Here is a 19,241-nt window from a genome sequence, read left to right as displayed (position 1 = left end):
CTGGCGCGGGCCCCTCTCACCGTTTCCGGGCAACCCGCTCCGCCAGGAAGTCCTCCCAGGTCCGCCTGCCCACGGCGGCACCCTCAAGGGACAGGTTCTCGCCGGCCCGGTACGCGCGGCCGGCCTTTCCCGGTATCCGGACCGGCACCGTCAACCGGCGCCCGCCGCGCGCCCGCAGGTATCCGCCGCTCAGCTCGGCCATCCCGTACACCTTCGGTCCCGCCAGGTCGGGCACCAGGCCGGACGGCTCGCCGAGCGTCAGTTCCACGAGCCGGGCCGCCACCTCGCGCGCGTCGACCGGCTGGAACCGGAGGCCGCCCGGGACCGGTATCACCGGCAGCCTCGCCATCTGCCGCACCACGTTCAGGACCAGGTCGTGGAACTGGGCGGCGCGCAGTGTCGTCCACGGCAGGCCGGACCCGGCCACGGCCCGTTCCGCGCCCAGCTTGGACCTGAAGTAGCCCAGCGGGACCCGGTCCGCTCCGATGACCGAGATGTACACCAGGTGCCGTACCCCGGCCCGCGACGCGGCCCGCACCAGGTTCCGGGTCGCCTCGTCGTCGCCCTTGGGACCGCCCGCGAGGTGCAGGACGGTCTCCGCCCCGTCCACCGCGGGCCCGATCCCCTCGTCCTTGAGCAGATCACCGGTCACGTACTCGACGCCGTCCCCGGGTTCGTGGCCGTGCCTGCTGAGCACCCGCACCGTGCGGCCGGCGTCTCGCAGGAGCGGCACGACGAGGCGCCCGAGCGTGCCCGTGCCGCCGGTGAGCAGGATGGATGACGTCATGATTTCTCCAGGCTCCTTTTCGGTGGGAACCGCTCTTCCGGTCACATCGGCCGGGTTTCGCGGGTCTACCGGTTACGACACTCCGCGAGGAAGGAATGTGACGGGTGGACGAGCGCGAATGGCTGACCGAGCGTTTCGAGGAGCACCGGCCTCGTCTGCGGGCGGTGGCCTACCGGATGCTCGGCTCGGTGAGCGAGGCCGACGACGCCGTCCAGGACGCCTGGCTGCGGCTCGGCCGCGCCGACACCGGCGGCGTGGAGAACCTCGGCGCGTGGCTGACGACGGTGGTGGCGCGCGTGTGCCTGAACGTGCTGCGCTCGCGTGAACAGCGACGCGAGGAACCTTTCGAGACGCGCGTGCCCGATCCGATCGTCGGCCGGGAGGAAGGGGGAGACCCCGAGCACGAGGCGTTGCTGGCCGACTCGGTCGGGCTGGCGCTGCTGGTGGTGCTGGAGACCCTGTCGCCGGCCGAACGGCTCGCGTTCGTGCTGCACGACATGTTCGCGGTGCCGTTCGAGGAGATCGCCCCGATGGTCGGGCGGTCCCCGGCCGCGGCGAGGCAGCTCGCGAGCCGCGCACGCCGCCGGGTACGGGGACAGGCGCCGGCTCCCGACCCCGATCTCGCCCGTCAGCGTGAGGTCGTCGACGCCTTCTTCGCCGCCGCGCGCGACGGCGACTTCGACGCGCTCGTCGCCGTGCTCGACCCCGGCGTCGTGCTCCGGTCCGACGGCGGCGTCGCGCGGGCCCGCCACACGGTCGTGATCACCGGCGCGCGGAACGTGGCCGAGCAGGCGCTCACCTTCGGGCGGCTCTCCCCGTTCGCGCGCCCGGCGCTGGTCAACGGAGCCGCCGGGGTCGTCGTCGCGCACGGACGGCCGTTGTCCGTCATGGCCTTCACCGTCACGGACGGCAGGATCCTCGCCATCGACGTGCTGTCCGACCCCGAACGGCTGGACCGGCTCGACCTGACGGCCCTTGACGACTGATCACCCCTTGACAGGACGTCACGGCGACATCGGGCCGACGCGCGTTCCCGTGACCGCCGGAGGTGCCTCACCCCGCGCTGATCCCGGCACGGGACCGGCCCGCCTCAGCGTGGACCCCCGCCGACCTGTGACTCCGGGCGGGCCGTGCGCATGGCCGAGCGTACGATCTCCTCCAGACGCCCGCTGTGCGCGCCGCGCCAGTAGATCTGGCCGCACTCCGGGCATCGGCCGTAGACGTCGTAGGAGCGCTTGGTCCCGGCCTCCAGCAGGCGGTCGACCTCGGCTTTGTCGACGTGGGCCAGCTCCCCGTTGCAGGCCGTGCAGCGGGTCCACGGCCGCAGCGGTGGCCCGAACCGGTCCAGCAGGTCGCGGAGCTGGTCGTCCACCTTGGTGCCCCGTACGTAGGCACCGAACCAGAGCGCCCGGCGGCACAGCAGGCGGTGGTCCTGGGTGAGCAGCACGCGGCGTTCCCTGTTCGCCTCGGCGACCAGGGAGGGGTCGTCCATGTCGTTGTGGTAGGTCGCGTCCACGCCCAGCAGGCGGAGCCGTCGCGCGAGGGTGCCCAGGTGGACGTCGAGCAGGAACCGGGGGGCGTGCCGCCCGGGTTCGAGGGGCACCCGCTGGGGGCGGGGCACCGGGTGAACGTGGACCACGTCACCGGCGACGGGCTGGTAGGACCTGCCGACCTCCACGCCCTCGACGGTCAGGAGCCCCACCTCGGGCAGCGGGACGCCGAGTGACTCCACGACATGGCCCAGCGTCGATGTCCCGTCGGGCGCCACCCGCTGCCACTCACGCCGCCGCCGCGCGGGCAGGAACAGCAGCAACTCGGTGGCGATACGCAGGCTGACATCGGATTCTTCGCTCACAGCGTCAGCATGCCATCCGCCCCAGGCACCCCGACACGCATTAACGGCGGCTCGCGGGACCGTTCGAACAACGGGTCAGGGCGGCGTTCGTCGCGCTGTGTCCCGCGCGGTACGGCCGCGGCAGTGGGTGATCCCGGTCGCGTCGGGGCCGGTGGAGGCGGCGGGCGGCGAGGTCGGCGGCGGGCGCGGCGCCGACCTCGACGCCCGGCGCCTACCGCCGGACGTTCCGGGCCAGGCCACGATGACGACCTGGTGGTCCGGCGATGCCGGCCCTCGCTCCCGACCGGGGACCCCTGCGACCCCGGTCGCAGACGGGTCGCGAGAGGTCATGCCAGGGTCGCATACGATTCCCGACATTGGGCCGATGTCTGGCTGAGGTCATTCCGCCATGGTGGTCACATGAATGTGACCGTATTCGGCCTGCCCCTCGCAGAGCTCTTGGCCTCGGCGGCCGCCGTCGTGCTGGTGCTGGCCCGCTGGCTGCCGCCCGGGGCGCGCCGACCCTCGACGCTGGCCGGCGCGGTGGCTCTCGCGGTGTCCGCGACCGTGCTGGCCGTGCTCGGGATCCGCTGGCAGCTCCTCCTCGTCTTCGCAGGTGGGGCCATCGCGCTGGCGTTCGCTGCTCCCTCCCTGCTGAGACGGCGTGCCGGGCGGCCCGCGCGGCGGACTCGATGGTGGCTGGCCCTGCCGGGATCGGTGGCATGCCTGGCCCTGGTCCTCGCGGGCGCGGCGGCGGCGTGGGCGCTGCCCCTGCCCGTGTTCCCCACGCCATCGGGCGCCTACGCCGTCGGCACCACCGTCGTGCAGTGGACCGACCCTGATCGCGCGGAAATCGCCACGTCCAGGACCGATGACAAGCGGACGGTCGTCGTCCAGCTCTGGTATCCCGCGCAGGGCGGTCTCCCGGCCGCCCGGCGGGCGTGGTACCTCGGCCGCACGGCGCAAGAAGCACGGCTCGTCGCCCGCGGCGAGGCCGACTACCTCGGCCTTCCGCGCTTCGTTCTCGACGAGCCGTCACGCGCCCGCACGCGCTCGGTGCCCGATGCCCCGGTGGCCGGCGGAGGCGACCGGTTCCCCGTGGTGCTGTTCTCACCCGGCCTCGGGGGCGTGCGCACCCAGAACACCGCCTGGGCCGAGGAACTGGCCAGCCGCGGGTACGTCGTGGCGGCCCTTGACCACCCATACGACTCGGCCGTTGTCACCCTCACCGACGGCCGGACGATCCGCACCCGGGTTGCGGCCACCGGCGACCAGGCGGAGGACAACAGGCGCGCGGCTGGGTGGACGGCGGTCAGGGCCGCCGACCTCGGCTTCGTACTCACCCAGCTCGGCCGCCTGGACCGTGGAGAGATCCCGGGCCTCCTGGTCGGGCGGCTCGACACCCGCCGCGCCGCGGCGACCGGCCACTCCCTCGGGGGCGCCGCCGCCCTGCAGGCCGCCTGCCAGGACCCCCGGTTCGCAGCCGTCATCGACCTGGACGGCTTCCCCCGCGACCCCGCGACGCGACCGTTCCACCAGCCCGTGCTCGCGCTCACCCACGACGTCAAACCGGGCGAGGAGCCGGACTACATCCCGCGCCTCACCCGGGTGCTCCAGCTCAGTACGGCGACGGGCTACCGGCTCACCGTCCCCGGCACGGCGCACCTCACCTTCACCGATGCCCCGCTCTTCCTGCCGCCCCTGCCCGCGCTCGTCGGCTCCCTCGGCCGGACTGCCGGGCCGCGCATCACCGCGGCGGCCACCGTCGCCTTCCTGGACGCCACACTCCGCGGCGAATCCGGCGGCCTGACCGCGGCCCTGTCCAGGTACGGCCACCTGACCGTCCTGTAGGAGAGGGGCTATCCGGACGTCGTGCGCGGGGGCGTGGCGAGGAAGTCCTTGATCTTCATGGTGAGCGCGGGGTAGTCGGGGGCGTACCAGATCATGTGGCCGTCGGCCCGGCTTTCGGCCAGCTCGGCCCGGGGGATGGTCGCGGCGAGGGATTCGGCGTGGGTGAAGGGGACCGAGCGGTCGGTGCGGCTGGCGATGACCAGGGCCGGTTGGGTGAGCTGCCCGGCGCAGTCGGGCACCGGCAGCATGTCGTTGACGAAGCCCGCACCGGAGCGCATGAGCGTGAACAGCGTGGTCAGTTCGGCTCGGTCGCGCTCGCTCAGGCCGGCCATGACCTGGCGGACGGGCCGGGTGGACAGGTCGCGCAGCAACAACCGCAACCCTGTCCCCGGCGCTCCGCGCATCAGCAGCCGTACCGCCGCCCAGGTGGCGGCCTCGACGCGGGCGTTGAACACCAGGCGGCCGCCCAGGCGAATGCGCCGGTCGCCGGGCCAGGGCAGGAAGCCGACCGCGCTTTGCAGGATCACCCGGCGCACCAGGCGCGGGTGGCGGGCGGCCATGGTCAGCGCGGTGCGCCCGCCCGCCGAGACGCCCACCACCGCGGCGACCCGCTCGATGCCCAGGGCGCGGCACAGCTGCGCGACGACGTCGGCGAAGGCGGCGGGCGTGGCGCCGGTAGCCAGCGGGGTTCGCCCGTATCCGGGACGGGAAGGCACGAGCACCCGGTGGCCGGAGGAGGTGAAGACCTCCTCGCCCAGGGCCAGCCCGGCCCGCATGTGACCACCGTGGAAGATCACGACCGTCTCGGGGCCGTCGCCCTCCAGCCGGTACTCCACCGCACCCGCCACCAGGCGGGCGGTGATCGTCTCTCGCTCCACGACCGTCATGGACCGAAATGCTCGCATGCGCCCAACGGCCGCATAACCACCCGTTACCGCATTCTTGACACCCCACCTCTTCCTTACAAGGCTGAACGTTTGTTTAGCATGCTGAACATGCGTTCAGACAGTGATCTCACCGCGCGGGCCCGGATCGGGAACGCGGCCCTGGAGCTGTTCGGCTCCGAAGGCGCCACCCGGGTGAGCATCCGGGCCATCGCCGCCAAAGCCGGTGTTTCGCCCGCCCTGGTGGTGCACCACTTCGGCTCCAAGGAGGGCCTGCGCTCGGCGTGCGACCAGTACGTGATCTCGCTGGTGCGCGGTGATCCCGACGACCCGGCCGACCTGAAAGACGCCGCCGGGCTGGCCGCCATGCTGGAGGAGGCCGAACCGGTACGGCGATATCTGGCCCGCGCCTTCCTGGACGGCACCCCCGAGGCGGCCGCGTTGTTCGACGAGATCGTCGAGACCACCGCCGCGTGGCTGGAGCAGGGCAGCGCCGAAGGATGGGTCCGCCCCGCCGACGATCCCCGGGCCCGCGCGGCTTTGTATGTGACCTGGTTGCTGGCGCCGCTCGCCTTCGGCGAGCACCTGTCGAGGGTGCTGGGCGTGGCCGACCTGCACGGCACCGACGCGCCCCTGCGCTATTCGCGGACCTCCCTGGACATGCTCACCCACGGGGTGTTCACCGACGAGCGCCTGCTCGGCGCCTGGGACGCCGCCGCCACGAAGCGGAGAATACGATGAAGATCCTCATCCTCACCCACGGCATCCGCGGCGACGTCCAGCCGTACGCCGCCCTGGCCCTGGCCCTGCAACAACCCGGCTACCACGCGGTGCCGGCCGCTCCGGCCGCCTCGGCCGGTTCGCACAGCGGTGCCGAGGAGTGGCTCAGCGCGTGGACGGCGGTGAGCCGGTCGGATGTGAAAGGGCCAGGTGGTCAGAGCCCGCTGAAGTGAGGGCACGCCTCCGGAAGGCGCCGCCCCGACACCCTGTACAGTCTCCCGCGACCTGCGACGCAGCGGTTTACCGCCGATGACCGTCCCGCTGTTCCTCAACCCCGGCGCCGACCGCGCTCCGGCGCTTCACCGTCTGGCTCGCCAACACCTGGACCAGGTTCCTCCTCAGGGCCGGGGAAGGCCGCTCTCCTCGCGAAGGGGTGCCCGGGCGGCCAGGCTCGGTGTCAGGGCGGAGAATACGGAACGTCACCATCAGGCCCCCTGGCGACGACGACTCGCGACAGTTGAGCTAGGCGGCTTCACCAGTAAGTAACGCCCCATATACCTGGCGGCCGGGGACACGTTCGGGAGCGGAGCGCCCCCTACGTCGTCGCCGAACACGAGATGGGGCGAGCCTCGCGCATCGTGCTGGCCCGCGGCACAGCGCGCCGGGTCACCCGCTGGGAATGGCCGACCGGATCACCGACGACGAACGCGAGCAACTGCGCCGCCGGCTCGACGACGACACGTTCCGACCATTCCCCGACCAGATCATCGCCCGACGCCTGGACCTACTCCGGCGTAGGTGCCAGCACCTTGCGGAGCAGTTCGGCGAACTCGGCGGGGTGCGTGCTGAGGCCCGTGTGCCCGCCGGGGAAGTGGACGAGCTCCGTGCCGAACCGCTCGGCGAGGAGGGCGGCGGGACGGTAGGGCAGTTCGCCGCGCGAGTCCGCGCCGCCCGCGAGCACGAGCCGGTCCGACAGGGCCGCCAGGCGTTCCACGTCCGGGACATAGGCCATGAAGCTCGGCACGATACGACCGAGGAAGTAGGGCATGTTCGCCATCGTCCGTCCAGCTCGTGCCGCCGCCCGCGGCGGCAGCTCGATGGCCGCCTCGGCGGTGACGGGCTCCTCGGCACCGGGCCGCCGCAGGCCCGCCGCGAACTCGGCCACCGCGGGCATCAGGCCGTCCCGGCGGAACGTGTCCTGGACGCGGGCGAGCAGCGCGCGGTGCTCGGCGGCGTCCGGTAGCACCTCCACCGCCGGCGGCTCATGCGCCACCACGCGTTCGATCCGCTCGGGATGGGCGGTGAGCAGGTGCAGCGCGACGATCGCCCCTGAACTGCAGCCGACCACGCGCGCGGGCGCGTCCGGAGACAGCAGTCGCAGCAGCCGGAACGCGTCGTCGGCATGCCGCACGACCCGCTGGGTGGACCGCGGGTCCTCCAGCGGGCTGCGGGACAGGCCGCGCGGGTCATAGGACGCGACCGTGTAGTCGGCGGCCAGGTCGTCGGCGATGCCGTCGTAGGAAGCCGCGTCGCCGGCGCCGCCGGGGATCAGCAGCAGGAGCGGGCCGCTTCCACGCACCTCGTAGTGCAGGGTGGCGCCGTCCACGCGCAGGCGGCCGGTGGTCGGGTCGGTCATGAGGGGTCTCCTTCACGGGATGCGGGCCAGTGCTCCAGGAGGGAGTGCAGGGCGTCGAGGCAGCGGGCCCAGGAATCCTCGGCCGGGCGCGCGTGCGCGAACCCGCCGGCCGCCTCGAGACTGACGAAGCCGTGGAGCGTGCTGCGCACGAGCCGAACCGCGTCGGTCAGGTCGGGCTCGGCCAGTGCGTAGGCGCGCAGCATGCTGTAGGTCAGCTCGACCGCGCGCCGCGGCCCGGGTGCCCGGGCCGCGAGCTCGGGGTCGACCTGCGTCGGGATCTGTGTCGCGGTGTACCGGCCGGGGTGGTCGTGGGCGTAGGCCCGCCAGACGTTCGCGAACGCCACCAGCGCGTCCTTCCCCGCCTGCCCGGCGGTGGCCTCGGCGATGCGGATGGTCTTCTCGTCCGCCGCCAGCAGCGCGATCCGCCCGCGCAGGTCCTCCAGGCCGCGCACGTGCGCATACAGGCTCGCGTCCTTCACCCCGAGCCGCCTCGCCACCGCCGACATGGTCACGTGGTCGAGCCCGACCTCGTCCGCCAGTTCGGCGCCCGCGAGTGTCACCCGGTCCGGCGTCAACCCGGCCCGCGCCATGCGCACCCCACCTTCATCCTAGGATCATTAGGAAAAAACTAATGACCCTAGGATGAACCTTGGGGTCCGAGGATGTCAAAGCGGATCGGGAGGTCTTCGCGCCTCGGCTTTCTGGACAGGGGTTTCCGGAGCCGGTGGCATCCCGTCGGGAGATGACGTCTCCGTGAAGCCGTGCCCAGGCACGGGCGCTGGAGATGTGTCGCGAAGGGAGACCGGATGAGACTTTTCTCGATGCCCGGCCCCTTCTCGGGGAAGGCGGCCCGCGGTCACGCGAGCTCTACGGTCCGTCGAATCGATTCGTGAACAACGGGCCCGGCGGCGAGAAGGATCTCGCCGCCGGGCCTCTCACGGTCGTCCCCGCCGCGAAGGCAGGCGCGGCCGGGTCCGGATGGAGTCCAGGCATTCCACGTGCCGGCGGGTCAGCTCCTGGTCCATTTCTGGCTGCTCGTGCCGGTGCAGGACCACAGCTGCACCTTGGTCCCGTTGCCGGTCCCGAAGTTGCTCGCCTCCAGGCACTTGCCGGACTGCACGCCGGTGATGGTGCCGTCGGCGTTGACGTTCCACTGCTGGTTGGTGCCGCCGTTGCAGTCCCAGATGATCACCTGGGTGCCGTTCGCGGTGCCCTGCCCGGAGGCGTCCAGGCACTTGTTGCCGTACACCTGCAGCTGCTTACCGGAGGTGGAGGTCCAGCGCTGGTTGGTGCCGCTGCCGCAGTCCCACAGCTGGAGCTGGGTGCCGTTGGTGGTGGTCGAGTTCGGGACGTCCAGGCACCGGCCGGCGTTGACGTTGCGCAACACCGACGTCGACCCGTTGCCGGGGTCGGAGGAGGGGGGCAGCAGCGTGATGGTGTAGGAGTCGTCGATGGCGGTGTGCGGCAGGTTGACCGTCGCGCCGTTGCCGGACAGGGTCACCACGGAGTTCTGGACGGTGACCGGGGCCGTGACGGCGCCGCCGCCGTTGTGGGGGATGCGCTCGGCGACGACCCTCACCTGGTTGTTCTCCACGATGCCGCTCGTGGCGTCCAGGCGCCGCAGGTTGACGGCGATGTTGCCGGTCGTGGTGCCGCCGCCGACCAGGATCTTGGCCGTCCCCGCCGCCTTGGTGGCGAACGCGTCGTACGAGGCGCTGGGGGTGACGGACACGATCTGGCCGGTCTGCGAGCCGTAGAAGCGGTAGGCCCACCATTCGCCCTTCGGCTGGTACTGGCCCGCCGAGTTGCGGACGAGCAGGTTGCCGAGGTCGTTGTGCAGGTTTCCCCCGCCCGCCCAGTTGGCGCGCAGGCCGTCGGCGCCGGCCCGCTCCAGGCGCGCGATGTACCAGGAGCCGTCGGCGGGGTTCTGCTCGTTGGACGCCCCGTATTCGTTGATCTGGTAGGGCCGCGGGTGCGGGATGCCACGGGAGTTCAACGTGGTGTCGGCCGCCGCCACGTTGGCCACCGGGTCGCCCGGCAGGGAGTGCCAGCTGATGATGTCGGGGACCACGTTGTTGGCCTTGACGTAGTCGAGGTACTGGTTCCAGAAGGCGTGGCCGGTGGACGGCACGCACGCGCAGCTCGGTCCGACGATGAGCTGCGTCGGGAACGCGGCCCGGATGCGCTGGTAGGTGCGCCGCCACAGCTCGAAGTACTGGGACTGGGGGCGGTTCCAGAACAAGGTGATGTTGGGCTCGTTCCACAGGTCCCACTGCACCGGGGCGCCGGTGGCCCGCACGTCGTCGATCAGACGGGTGAGGAAGTTGTCGTAGTCCGTCCAGTTGCCGTTGTCGCCGGGGAAGCGCGAGATCGGGTAGCCGTCGGCGCCCCACAGGTCGTGGACGAGCAGGATGAACTCCCTGCCCAGTGACCGGGTGCGCAGCAGCTGGGCGCGGGTGGCGTTCCACCGCCGGTCGTACTTGCCCGACACCCAGCCACCCGGGCTGTCGAGCTGTGCCCCACCGGCCCGCATGTACCGGAACTTCACGTCGGTGAAGAACTGGTCGGGCGGGCCCGACGCGTTCTCGGTCATGCCGTAGATCCAGCCGGAGGCACGGTAGGTCGGAGTGCCGCCGCCCGCGGAGAAGTCGACGGCGATGGACTGGTCCGCGGCCTGGGCCGGCGTGGCGGACGTCACGACGGGACCCGCGACGAGGGCGCCGACGGCGAGAAAGGCGGCGATCGCGCGGCGGCTCCTGTGTCGTCTGCCGGGTGCGATGTCCACATGTGACGCCTCAGGCGCGTGGGGGCGGGGCGGATGGGCCGGGTGCGATGGCGTGAGACGCCACAGTCGGGCTCGGCGGACGATGTCGCCAACGTTCATCTTGGACTCTCCTCACTCCTGAGTGCTGCGCGCACATGTGAGTGGAATGGCTTCGTGGGGGGAAGGGGGGCGCGAAAACCAGGATGTCCCTACGTCGAATCGATTCGACCGCAGCCTAGATCTCGCTGTCAGTGATGTCAACAACGTGTGTTATGGAAGTAAACGCATGGTTTCGAGCACTGCTGACTCCTGCCGGACGCCGTTGAAACCGGGCACCGGCAGCACGGTGTCGGCGGCGGTGGCGGGATCGCCGTTGGTGGGCACGACCGACCACTCCGACTGGCGCGCGTAGCCGTTCTCGTCGCCGACCCGGCGCCGTGGCCGGCGAGTCCGACGGTGCGACGGGGGCGACGGGGGCGACCTGGACGGTCGCCGCCAAGGCGGAACCGGTCGTGCGGGGCACGACCAGGCCGAGGACGGACAGCGCTACCAGCGTTCGCCTGGCGAAGGCGCGCAACGTCGGCGCCGATCCGCGCCGATTCGCGGGATGCATGTGCGGTCCTTTCCGCGATGAACGGATCTTCGTAGGTGGCTGTTGACCGAGCTGGGAGAGTTCGTGTGGCTGTTGGCCGAGCTGGGAGAGGCTGGGAGAGACCGAGTCGGCCGGGCACGGATCCGGCGCCCGCGGCTCCGACCGGGCGGAGAGGGATGACGGCGGTTGAGGCGAATCGGTTCGATGATCCGGCCCAGAATCCACGGGGTGACGCAGGCCGTCAAGGACCGTCGACGACGGCCCGCCGGTGGGCGCGCGGGAGAGGGACCCGTCCGACGGCCGTCGGTAGAATGATCACGCCATACGGTGCGGCAGGGAATCAGAGCGCGAGCCGGACCTGGGGTCATGCCGATCCCTGGATGGCTGAAAGTTTCATCACGGAGGCCCTGCCCGGGACGCGGCCGCCGAGGAGAACACTCCACCGGGCGAAGCGCGTCCGGCCGCTCGAACCCGCACGGTTCGACTCAAGGTTGCCCCAGGGTCACACGCTGTCCGATTAGTACGACACATTTGAACGGTTCATACGAGGATGGCTGGCGCGGACGCGCGTGGTGTTGGGCGCCACCGCTGGTGAAGGAGCGAAACGGCTAACCGTGGCCGGACCTTCGGTGTGCGAATGGTGAAATAAGCACGCTTAAGGTCTTGACGGGCCTCAGGACTCCGACCGTAATTAGAAGCGAGGTCCCGGGGACGCGCTCCTTCCGGAACCTCTGCGGCCGGATCACATGGGCGCAGTGTGGAGGCGCTTCGCGGCCCTCCGCGTCGTGGCCGTCCACGTCGGCATCCACAGCCTCGCTTCGCCGTGCGTCCCTTCGTGGTGTCCCGGTGAGGCGCGCCATCTTGGGAGAAGCACGTGACCGATCGAACGAGCTACGTGGACGAGGCGGGCCTCGATGCGGAGAACCCCATCCCGAAGGAGCGCACAGTGCCTCCAGAGCGGCAGGTCCCGGAGACGGCTTCCCATCGGGTCCTTCACACGTACCGGATGAGACAGCGACGCCTGCGGGCCGGAACCCTCGCCGTGTTCGTGGCCGTTCTGATGGCGATCGGCGTGTCGGGACTGCCGTCCGCCGCATCCGTCGCGTCCGCCGCATCTGTCGCGTCCGCCGCGTCCGCCGCGTCCGCCGCGGACAACCCCTACCAGCGTGGGCCCGCGCCCACCGCCGCGAGCATCGCCGCGGACCGCGGTCCTTTCGCCACCGCCCAGGTGACCGTCCCCAGGGGCAACGGATTCGGCGGCGGGGTCATCTACTACCCGACCGACACCAGCCAGGGCACCTTCGGCGCCATCGCGATCGCCCCCGGCTACGGCACCGCCTGGAGCTACTACGCCTGGCAGGGCCCAAGACTCGCCTCGTTCGGATTCGTCGTGATCGGGATCGAGACCAACACCCCCGGCGACTACGCCGACGCCCGAGCCACCCAGCTGCTCGCCGCGCTGGACTACCTGACCAACAGCAGCTCGGTGCGTGACCGGGTCGACCGCACCCGGCTGGCGGTGGGCGGACACTCCATGGGGGGCGGCGGCGCCATCCTCGCGGGCCTCCAGCGGCCCTCACTCCTGACCGTGGTCGGTCAGGCGCCGTACGTGCCCGACGGCTCCCTGTCCGGCATCAAAATCCCCACGGTCGTGTTCGCCGGCCAGACCGACGGCACCGTGACCCCGCAGTACGCCCAGAACGCGTACAACACGATTCCCGCCGCCGTCGAGCGCGCCTACGTCGAGATCGCGAACGAGGGCCACGGTTTCCCCGCCGGCGGAGGTGGCGGCAACTCGGGCGCCTTCGCGCGCACGATGATGGTCTGGATGAAGCTGTTCATCGACAAGGACACCCGCTACGCGCCGTTCCTGTGCTCGACGCTGTCCAACGCGAACGGCATCTCCAAGTACATGGCCAGTTGCCCGCTCGACCCGCCCGGAGGTGGGCCGACGCCCACGCCGACCGCGACTCCCACCCCGACGGCCAGCCCGTCGCCGTCGCCTTCGGGGGGCACGGGTGCTCTGCGGGGTGTGGGGTCGGGCCGGTGCCTGGACGTGGTCGGCGCCTCGCAGACCAACGGCGCCACGGTGAACATCTGGGACTGCAACGGGGCGGCCAACCAGCGGTGGACCTCCAACAGCTCCGGTGAGCTGCGGGTGTACGGCGGCAAGTGCCTGGACGTCAACGGGGCCGGGACCGCCGACGGCACCGCGGTGATCATCTGGGACTGCAACGGCCAGAACAACCAGAAGTGGCGCTTCAACACCGACGGCACCATCACCGCCGTCGGCAGCGGCAAGTGCCTGGACGTCTCCGGCAACGGCACCGCCAACGGCACCAAGGTGCACATCTGGACCTGCCTGGGCGCCAACAACCAGAAGTGGACCCGAGCCTGAGGTCACCCGCCGCACCACCCGGCCTCGGCCGCACCACGACCGGTGCGAGGACCAGGCACCCCGGACAGGAGAAAACCAGCCTCTGACGGGTGATGCCCGCAGCAATCGAATCGACAGGACAGCCCATCGACAGGAGTCAGCGTGCCCCCCAACAAACCGTCGCCGCTGCGTAAACGGATCGCTGTTCTCGGTACCGCCCTGCTCGCCGCGTCCCTCCTCACGGTTCCCCCCGCGACCGGCACCGCCAGAACCGCCCCGGCTGTCTACGAGCCGACGTGGGCGTCGGTCGACCAGCATCCGGCCGCGCCCGAATGGTTCCAGGACGCCAAATTCGGCATGTACTGGCATTGGGGTGCCTTCGCCACGCCCGAGTACGGCACCGAGTGGTATCCCCGCACCATGTACCTGCCGGGCTCCAGCGAGAACAACCACCACAAGAGCGTCTACGGCGACCCGTCGGCGTGGCCGTACCACAACTTCATCGACGGCGCGCGGAACAAGGCGGGCGACTGGGTGCAGTTCGCGCCCAAGCTGAAGTCGGCCGGCGGCAACTTCGACCCCGGTGAGTGGGCGCAGCTCGCCGCCGATTCCGGTGCCAGGTTCGCCGGGCCGGTGGCCGAGCACCACGACGGCTTCTCCATGTGGGACAGCCAGGTCAACGAGTGGAACTCCGTCGACAGAGGGCCCAGGCTCGACCTGGTTCAGCTCTTCGCCGACGCGGTCCGGGCCAAGGGCCTGAAGTACATGGTCTCGATGCATCACCTGTACAACTTCACCGGCTACTACGACCACGTGCCCTCCCAGCCCACCGCGTCGCTCAAGAAGCTGTACGGGCAGCTCGGCTCGGCCCAGGAGCAGCAGCTGTGGTACGACAAGCTGAAGGAGGTCGTCGACAAGTACCAGCCGGACATGATCTGGCAGGACGGGGGCCTCTACCTCGTCGAGGAGTCCAAGCGGCTGAACTTCCTGTCGTACTACTACAACCAGGCCAACGCGTGGGGCAAGGAGGTCGTCGCCACCTACAAGGACGGCTTCAACACCAAGGGCGAGGTCTACGACTACGAGCGCGGCGGCCCCGCGGGCATCCAGTCCCCCTACTGGCTGACCGACGACGCCGTGAGCAATCCGTCCTGGTCCTACACCCCGACGATGACGTACTACAGCGCGGCCGCGCTGGTCCACTCGCTGGTCGACCGGGTGAGCAAGAACGGCAACATGCTGCTCAACATCTCGCCCAGGGCCGACGGCACGATCCCGCAGGTGCAGAAGGACCTGTTGAGCGCCATCGGCACCTACCTGAAGCGCAACGGCGAGTCGATCTACTCCACCCGCGCCTGGACCACCTACGGCGAGGGCCCCACGAAGATGGGCGGCGGCAGCTTCGTCGAGCCGCGGGCCGGCACCGCGCAGGACGTTCGCTACACCCGCAGCAAGGACAACACCGTCCTGTACGCGACCGTGCTGGGCTGGCCGGGCTCGACCCTCAACCTCGCCTCGCTGGCCGGCGGCCGGATGGACCTGTCCAACCTGAACAAGGTCGAGATGCTCGGCAACACCGCCGGCACCTACATCAACCTGCCCACCCGCACCCAGGACTCCTCCGGCCTGCGCGTCACCCTGCCGAGCCAGCCGTACTCCGCCCTGGCCTACGTGGTGAAGCTGACCTTCAACGGGCCGATGAAGACCCCCGCCGTCACGAGCGGCCCGTGGCGCAACGTCAACGCCGGCAGGTGCCTGGACGTCGCCAACGTCTCCCAGACCAACGGCGCACAGGTGCATCTGTGGGACTGCGTCGCCGGTCAGGTCAACCAGCAGTGGACACCGACCTCCGCCAAGGAGCTGCGGGTCTACGGCAACAAGTGCCTGGACGCCAGCAACCAGGGAACCGCCGACGGCACCCAGGTCGTCATCTGGGACTGCAACGGCGGGGCCAACCAGCAGTGGAACCTCAACGCCGACGGCACCATCACCGGCGTTCAGTCCGGCAAGTGCCTGGACGCCAACGGCGCCGGGACCGCCAACGGCACCAAGATCGTTCTATGGACCTGCCACGGCCGCAACAACCAGAAGTGGACGCGGACCTGACCCTGCGACAACGCGCCGTTCCCGGCCGCCGCGCCGGTTGGACGCGAGCAGCGGGTCCAACCGGCGCGGGTCGACCGGAAACGAAAGGCGAACGAGTGAAACGCGTGATCAGAGCGGTGCTGGCGGCCGTCGTCCTGTGCCTGGCCTCCGCCGGAGTCCTCGCCGGGCTACCGCCGGCGTCCGCCGCGGCCCTGACCCAGGTGACGAATTTCGGAACCAACCCGACGAACCTCAACATGTACATCTACGTGCCGGACAGGGTCGCGGCACGGCCCGCGCTGCTGGTGCTGACCCACTACTGCGGCGGGTCGGCCGGCGCGATCTTCAACGGCAACGGGCACGACTACGTGACCGCCGCCGACAGGTACGGATACGTCATCGTGGTTCCGGAGGTCACCCGCAGCGAGAAATGCTTTGACGTGTCCACCCCCGCCGCGCTGCGGCGCGACGGCGGCGGCGACTCCACCGGTGTCATGGCGATGGTCGCCTGGGCGCGGCAGCGCTACAACGTGGACCCGGAACGGATCGTGGTCAGCGGGTTCTCCTCGGGGGCGATGATGACCAACGTGCTGGCCGCCCAGTATCCGGACGTGTTCGCCGCCGGTTCGGCGTTCTCCGGAGTTCCCGCGGGGTGTTTCGCGACCACGAACGGATCGTTGTGGAACGGCCAGTGCTCGGGCGGGCAGATCATCAAGACGGCGCAGCAGTGGGGTGACCTGGCCCGGTCGATGTATCCCGGATACACCGGGCGCTACCCACGGATGCAACTGTGGCACGGCAGCACGGACACGACGCTGCACTACAACAACTTCGGTGAAGAGATCAAGCAGTGGACGAACCTGCACGGGCTGAGCCAGACTCCGGCGTTCACCGACCGTCCGCAGTCGAACTGGACCCGGACCAGGTACGGCGTCACCTCCGCCCAGGCCACGGTGGAGGGGATCAGCATCAGCGGGGTCGGCCACCAGCTGCCGATGAGCGGCCAGCTCGCCTATGCCATCACCTTCCTCGGCCTCGACGGCGGCGGCTCTTCCACGCCGTCCCCCTCACCCTCACCCTCACCCTCGCCGTCGCCTTCGGGGAACACGGGTGCTCTGCGGGGTGTGGGGTCGGGCCGGTGCCTGGACGTCTCCGGCGCCTCGCAGGCCAACGGCGCCGCGGTGAACATCTGGGACTGCAACGGGGCGGCCAACCAGCGGTGGACCTCCAACAGCTCCGGTGAGCTGCGGGTCTACGGCGGCAAGTGCCTGGACGTCAACGGCGCCGGGACCGCCGACGGCTCCGCGGTGATCATCTGGGACTGCAACGGCCAGAACAACCAGAAGTGGCGCTTCAACGCCGACGGCACCATCACCGCGGTCGGGGCGAACAAGTGCCTGGACGTCTCCGGGTACGGCACCGCCAACGGCACCAAGGTGCACATCTGGACCTGTACCGGCGCCACCAACCAGAAATGGAACCGAGCCTGACCGGCGCGTCCCCGATCGAGACGGAACCGATCACAAAAGCGGGCCGGTCGCCGTCTCCACAGCGCCCTGGGCCGACTTGGACGAAAAACTGGCGCCAAGTCGCCGGAAAACCGGAGCGACTCGGGCCGGGTCAGCTGCCGAAGCGATGCCAGATGGCGAGAAAAGCCGCACGGGCGGCCGCCCCCCGGACCGCGGAGGCCGGGAAGGGGGGCGGAAGCGCCGTGGTGACCTGAGCCTCGGCGGAGCCGGCCATGAGAACCGCCGCTTTCCGTCGCGGCCAGGATGGGGAGGCCGGTGTCCCGGACCAGGGTGGGATCGGGTCCGTGGACGCCGGCCTCCGTGTACGCTCCCGCCCGGCACGGAGGAGCCGCCGGCGTGGACCGGCTCCGGGGTCAGGGAGATCGGGGGACGATCCGGTCGCCCCGGAGGCCAGGGAGGTGAGGGCAGCTTCCGCCGGGTGGTGAGGTCGAACCGGTGCCGCTGGGTGGTGAGGTCGAACGCTGGGAAGACCAAGGGGTGACCCGGCAAATCGTGGATGTGCTGCGCCGACGCGTCCGCAAGGAGGCCGGCCAGGTCGGCCGCGGTGACGGACTCCCAAAGCGTCAAGGGCGCCGACACCGTCGGCCGTGACAGCCGCGGCCACGACGCGAACAAGAAAAAGACGGCGATCGACCACGCCATTACAGGCGTCCTCGATGCTCACGCCCGCCTGTATGAATTCGGAGTCAGCCTAGAAAGATCGATCGCCGACGATCCCGTTTTCAAGCAGATCGCGGATCCCGTTGCAGGGAAGCTCGGTCCGAAGTTCACTGACCCGGCCGAGATAGCGGAAATCGGCGCGCAGCGCCTCAAGCTCGAATCGATTCTGGAAAATCAGATCGAGCACGTTCTCGTGATCGACGAATTGATCGCTGACTCGCCTCCGAGGCTTCGCGCCCCCTTCGCAGTCTGTTTGTAGACGGCATCGCCGCCCTGAAAGCCCACCCGGAAACCGCTGATCCGGTCGTGATCGCTTTGTTGTCGGAGCTGGGCGCGGTGCCCAAGACGCTGGTGTGGGACAACGAGGGCGCGATCGGCCAGTGGCGAGGCGGCCGGCCGCAGCTCACCGCGGACGCCAACGCCTTTCGCGGAGCGCTGGGAGTGCGCATCGTGCAGTGCCGGCCAGGCGATCCCGAGGCCAAGGGAATGGTCGAGCGGGCCAACGGCTACCTGGAGACCTCGTTCCTGCCCGGCCGGCAGTTCGACGGCCCGCAGGATTTCAACACCCAGCTGGCCGACTGGCTGCCCCTGGCCAACAGCCGCCATCACCGGCGCATCCAGTGCCGGCCGCTGGATCGGCTGCCCGCCGACCTGGCGGCGATGGTGGCGTTGCCGCCGATCACTCCGGCCGTGGGCTGGCGCACCTCGGTGCGGTTGGCACGTGATCACTATGTTCGCGTCGCCTCGTGTGACTACTCGGTGCATCCCTCGGTGATCGGCCGCCTGGTGGAGGTGGTCGCCGGCTTGGAGGAGGTCACGGTGACCTGCGGCGGGCAGGTGGTGGCCCGCCACCGGCGGTGCTGGGCGAGGTCATCGCGCATCTGGGCACGCTGGACTTCGTCACCGCCAAGGACAACGTGGTCTTCCTCGGCCCGCCGGGAACCGGTAAGACCCATCTGTCCATCGGCTTGGGCATCCGGGCCTGTCAGGCCGGGCACCGGGTCGCTTTCGCCACCGCCGCCCAATGGGTCGCCCGGCTGGCTGAGGCTCATGCCGCCGGCACCCTGCAAGCCGAGCTCGTCAAACTGTCGCGGATCCCGGTGCTGATCGTGGACGAGGTCGGCTACATACCCTTCGAACCCGAGGCGGCCAATCTGTTCTTCCAGCTGGTCTCCAGCCGCTATGAGCGGGCCAGTTTGATCGTGACCAGCAACAAGCCGTTTGGACGCTGGGGAGAGGTGTTCGGCGATGATGTCGTGGCCGCCGCCATGATCGACCGTCTGGTCCACCACGCCGAAGTCATCAGCTTGAAGGGAGACAGCTACCGCCTCAAAAACCGGGACCTCGGCCGCGTGCCGGCGGCCAATCCCAGCAACGACCAGTAACAATCAAGTACACGACAGGGGTCAGCTTTCATCTGCGGATAAGGGGTCACGGTTCGAACGACGTCGACAATCTGGACCCTCTATGCAACCCGAACTTGTGCGAGGTGTTCGGGAAGTTCTGCGTGGGCATTCGATCT

General features: G+C 70.2%; 14 protein-coding genes and 2 pseudogenes. 10 read left to right on the top strand and 6 right to left on the bottom strand.

Features of this window, described 5'->3' with window-relative positions; translation table 11 throughout:
• Positions 1–16: 16 nt before the first annotated feature.
• Complete coding sequence (locus tag ACFFRH_RS26500; protein ID WP_344748799.1) at positions 17–787, bottom strand: SDR family oxidoreductase; 771 nt, start codon at positions 785–787, stop codon at positions 17–19.
• Between the two features lie 104 nt (positions 788–891).
• On the opposite strand from ACFFRH_RS26500, the gene sigJ reads away from it, so the two are divergent.
• A complete protein-coding gene (sigJ, locus tag ACFFRH_RS26495; RefSeq protein ID WP_344748800.1) occupies positions 892–1,773 on the top strand; it encodes an RNA polymerase sigma factor SigJ in 882 nt (293 codons plus the stop codon).
• A gap of 104 nt (positions 1,774–1,877) precedes the next feature.
• Here the strand turns inward: sigJ and ACFFRH_RS26490 are convergent, their stop codons facing one another.
• Positions 1,878–2,642: a Mut7-C RNAse domain-containing protein gene (locus ACFFRH_RS26490; RefSeq protein WP_344748801.1), complete on the bottom strand. Its 765-nt coding sequence runs from the start codon at positions 2,640–2,642 to the stop codon at positions 1,878–1,880.
• A 399-nt stretch (positions 2,643–3,041) separates the two neighbouring features.
• Here ACFFRH_RS26490 and ACFFRH_RS26485 point away from each other — a divergent pair, with 399 nt between their 5' ends.
• Positions 3,042–4,472: an alpha/beta hydrolase family protein gene (locus ACFFRH_RS26485; protein WP_344748802.1), complete on the top strand. Its 1,431-nt coding sequence runs from the start codon at positions 3,042–3,044 to the stop codon at positions 4,470–4,472.
• Between the two features lie 8 nt (positions 4,473–4,480).
• Here the strand turns inward: ACFFRH_RS26485 and ACFFRH_RS26480 are convergent, their stop codons facing one another.
• Positions 4,481–5,359, bottom strand: a complete 879-nt coding sequence (locus ACFFRH_RS26480; protein ID WP_386160322.1) for an alpha/beta fold hydrolase — start codon at positions 5,357–5,359, stop codon at positions 4,481–4,483.
• 108 nt (positions 5,360–5,467) lie between these two features.
• Between ACFFRH_RS26480 and ACFFRH_RS26475 the strand changes: the two genes are divergently transcribed.
• Together ACFFRH_RS26475 and ACFFRH_RS26470 are read left to right on the top strand one after the other, a co-directional pair.
• Positions 5,468–6,097, top strand: coding sequence for a TetR/AcrR family transcriptional regulator (locus tag ACFFRH_RS26475; RefSeq protein WP_386160320.1), 630 nt, complete (start codon positions 5,468–5,470; stop codon positions 6,095–6,097).
• Positions 6,094–6,309, top strand: a complete 216-nt coding sequence (locus tag ACFFRH_RS26470) for a hypothetical protein (protein WP_386160318.1) — start codon at positions 6,094–6,096, stop codon at positions 6,307–6,309. The genes ACFFRH_RS26475 and ACFFRH_RS26470 overlap by 4 nt, the downstream gene beginning before the upstream one ends.
• Before the next feature lie 551 nt (positions 6,310–6,860).
• Here ACFFRH_RS26470 and ACFFRH_RS26465 read toward each other — a convergent pair.
• From ACFFRH_RS26465 to ACFFRH_RS26455, 3 genes are all read right to left on the bottom strand, one after another.
• A complete protein-coding gene (locus tag ACFFRH_RS26465; protein ID WP_386160316.1) occupies positions 6,861–7,712 on the bottom strand; it encodes an alpha/beta fold hydrolase in 852 nt (283 codons plus the stop codon).
• Positions 7,709–8,302 (bottom strand): TetR/AcrR family transcriptional regulator, encoded by a 594-nt coding sequence (locus ACFFRH_RS26460; RefSeq protein ID WP_344748812.1) that lies wholly within the window; start codon positions 8,300–8,302, stop codon positions 7,709–7,711. Before ACFFRH_RS26460 ends, ACFFRH_RS26465 begins: the two co-directional genes overlap by 4 nt.
• Positions 8,303–8,721: 419 nt before the next feature.
• Entirely contained in the window at positions 8,722–10,497 is a 1,776-nt protein-coding gene (locus tag ACFFRH_RS26455; protein WP_386160314.1) for an RICIN domain-containing protein, read from the bottom strand.
• Between the two features lie 1,577 nt (positions 10,498–12,074).
• On the opposite strand from ACFFRH_RS26455, the gene ACFFRH_RS26450 reads away from it, so the two are divergent.
• From ACFFRH_RS26450 to istB, 6 genes and pseudogenes are all read left to right on the top strand, one after another.
• Positions 12,075–13,466: a lectin gene (locus tag ACFFRH_RS26450; RefSeq protein WP_386160312.1), complete on the top strand. Its 1,392-nt coding sequence runs from the start codon at positions 12,075–12,077 to the stop codon at positions 13,464–13,466.
• Positions 13,467–13,607: 141 nt separating this feature from the next.
• On the top strand, positions 13,608–15,551 hold the full coding sequence (locus ACFFRH_RS26445; protein ID WP_386160310.1) for an alpha-L-fucosidase: 1,944 nt from the start codon (positions 13,608–13,610) through the stop codon (positions 15,549–15,551).
• 95 nt (positions 15,552–15,646) lie between these two features.
• The gene (locus ACFFRH_RS26440) at positions 15,647–17,020 is read left to right on the top strand and encodes an extracellular catalytic domain type 1 short-chain-length polyhydroxyalkanoate depolymerase (RefSeq protein ID WP_386160308.1); all 1,374 of its coding nucleotides are present in this window, start codon (positions 15,647–15,649) and stop codon (positions 17,018–17,020) included.
• Positions 17,021–17,603: 583 nt separating this feature from the next.
• Positions 17,604–17,978, top strand: a complete 375-nt coding sequence (locus tag ACFFRH_RS26435; protein WP_344746821.1) for a hypothetical protein — start codon at positions 17,604–17,606, stop codon at positions 17,976–17,978.
• Between the two features lie 56 nt (positions 17,979–18,034).
• Positions 18,035–18,586, top strand: a pseudogene (locus ACFFRH_RS26430) (Mu transposase domain-containing protein); the annotation flags it as partial.
• Positions 18,586–19,104: pseudogene (istB, locus tag ACFFRH_RS26425) on the top strand (IS21-like element helper ATPase IstB); the annotation flags it as partial. The pseudogenes ACFFRH_RS26430 and istB, both read left to right, overlap by 1 nt.
• Positions 19,105–19,241 lie beyond the last annotated feature (137 nt).

The organism is Streptosporangium vulgare, assembly GCF_042428775.1.
Taxonomy (GTDB): Bacteria; Actinomycetota; Actinomycetes; order Streptosporangiales; family Streptosporangiaceae; genus Streptosporangium; species Streptosporangium vulgare.
The sequence above is the reverse complement of the archived record's forward strand: the minus strand, read 5'-3'. Positions and strand labels throughout refer to the sequence as shown.

Coding starts and splice junctions, on each gene's coding strand:
- ACFFRH_RS26500 (WP_344748799.1), bottom strand. CDS start 787: ATGACGTCATCCATCCTGCTCACCGGCGGCACGGGCACGCTCGGGCGC.
- ACFFRH_RS26485 (WP_344748802.1), top strand. CDS start 3,042: ATGAATGTGACCGTATTCGGCCTGCCCCTCGCAGAGCTCTTGGCCTCG.
- ACFFRH_RS26480 (WP_386160322.1), bottom strand. CDS start 5,359: ATGACGGTCGTGGAGCGAGAGACGATCACCGCCCGCCTGGTGGCGGGT.
- ACFFRH_RS26475 (WP_386160320.1), top strand. CDS start 5,468: ATGCGTTCAGACAGTGATCTCACCGCGCGGGCCCGGATCGGGAACGCG.
- ACFFRH_RS26470 (WP_386160318.1), top strand. CDS start 6,094: ATGAAGATCCTCATCCTCACCCACGGCATCCGCGGCGACGTCCAGCCG.
- ACFFRH_RS26465 (WP_386160316.1), bottom strand. CDS start 7,712: ATGACCGACCCGACCACCGGCCGCCTGCGCGTGGACGGCGCCACCCTG.
- ACFFRH_RS26460 (WP_344748812.1), bottom strand. CDS start 8,302: ATGGCGCGGGCCGGGTTGACGCCGGACCGGGTGACACTCGCGGGCGCC.
- ACFFRH_RS26450 (WP_386160312.1), top strand. CDS start 12,075: ATGAGACAGCGACGCCTGCGGGCCGGAACCCTCGCCGTGTTCGTGGCC.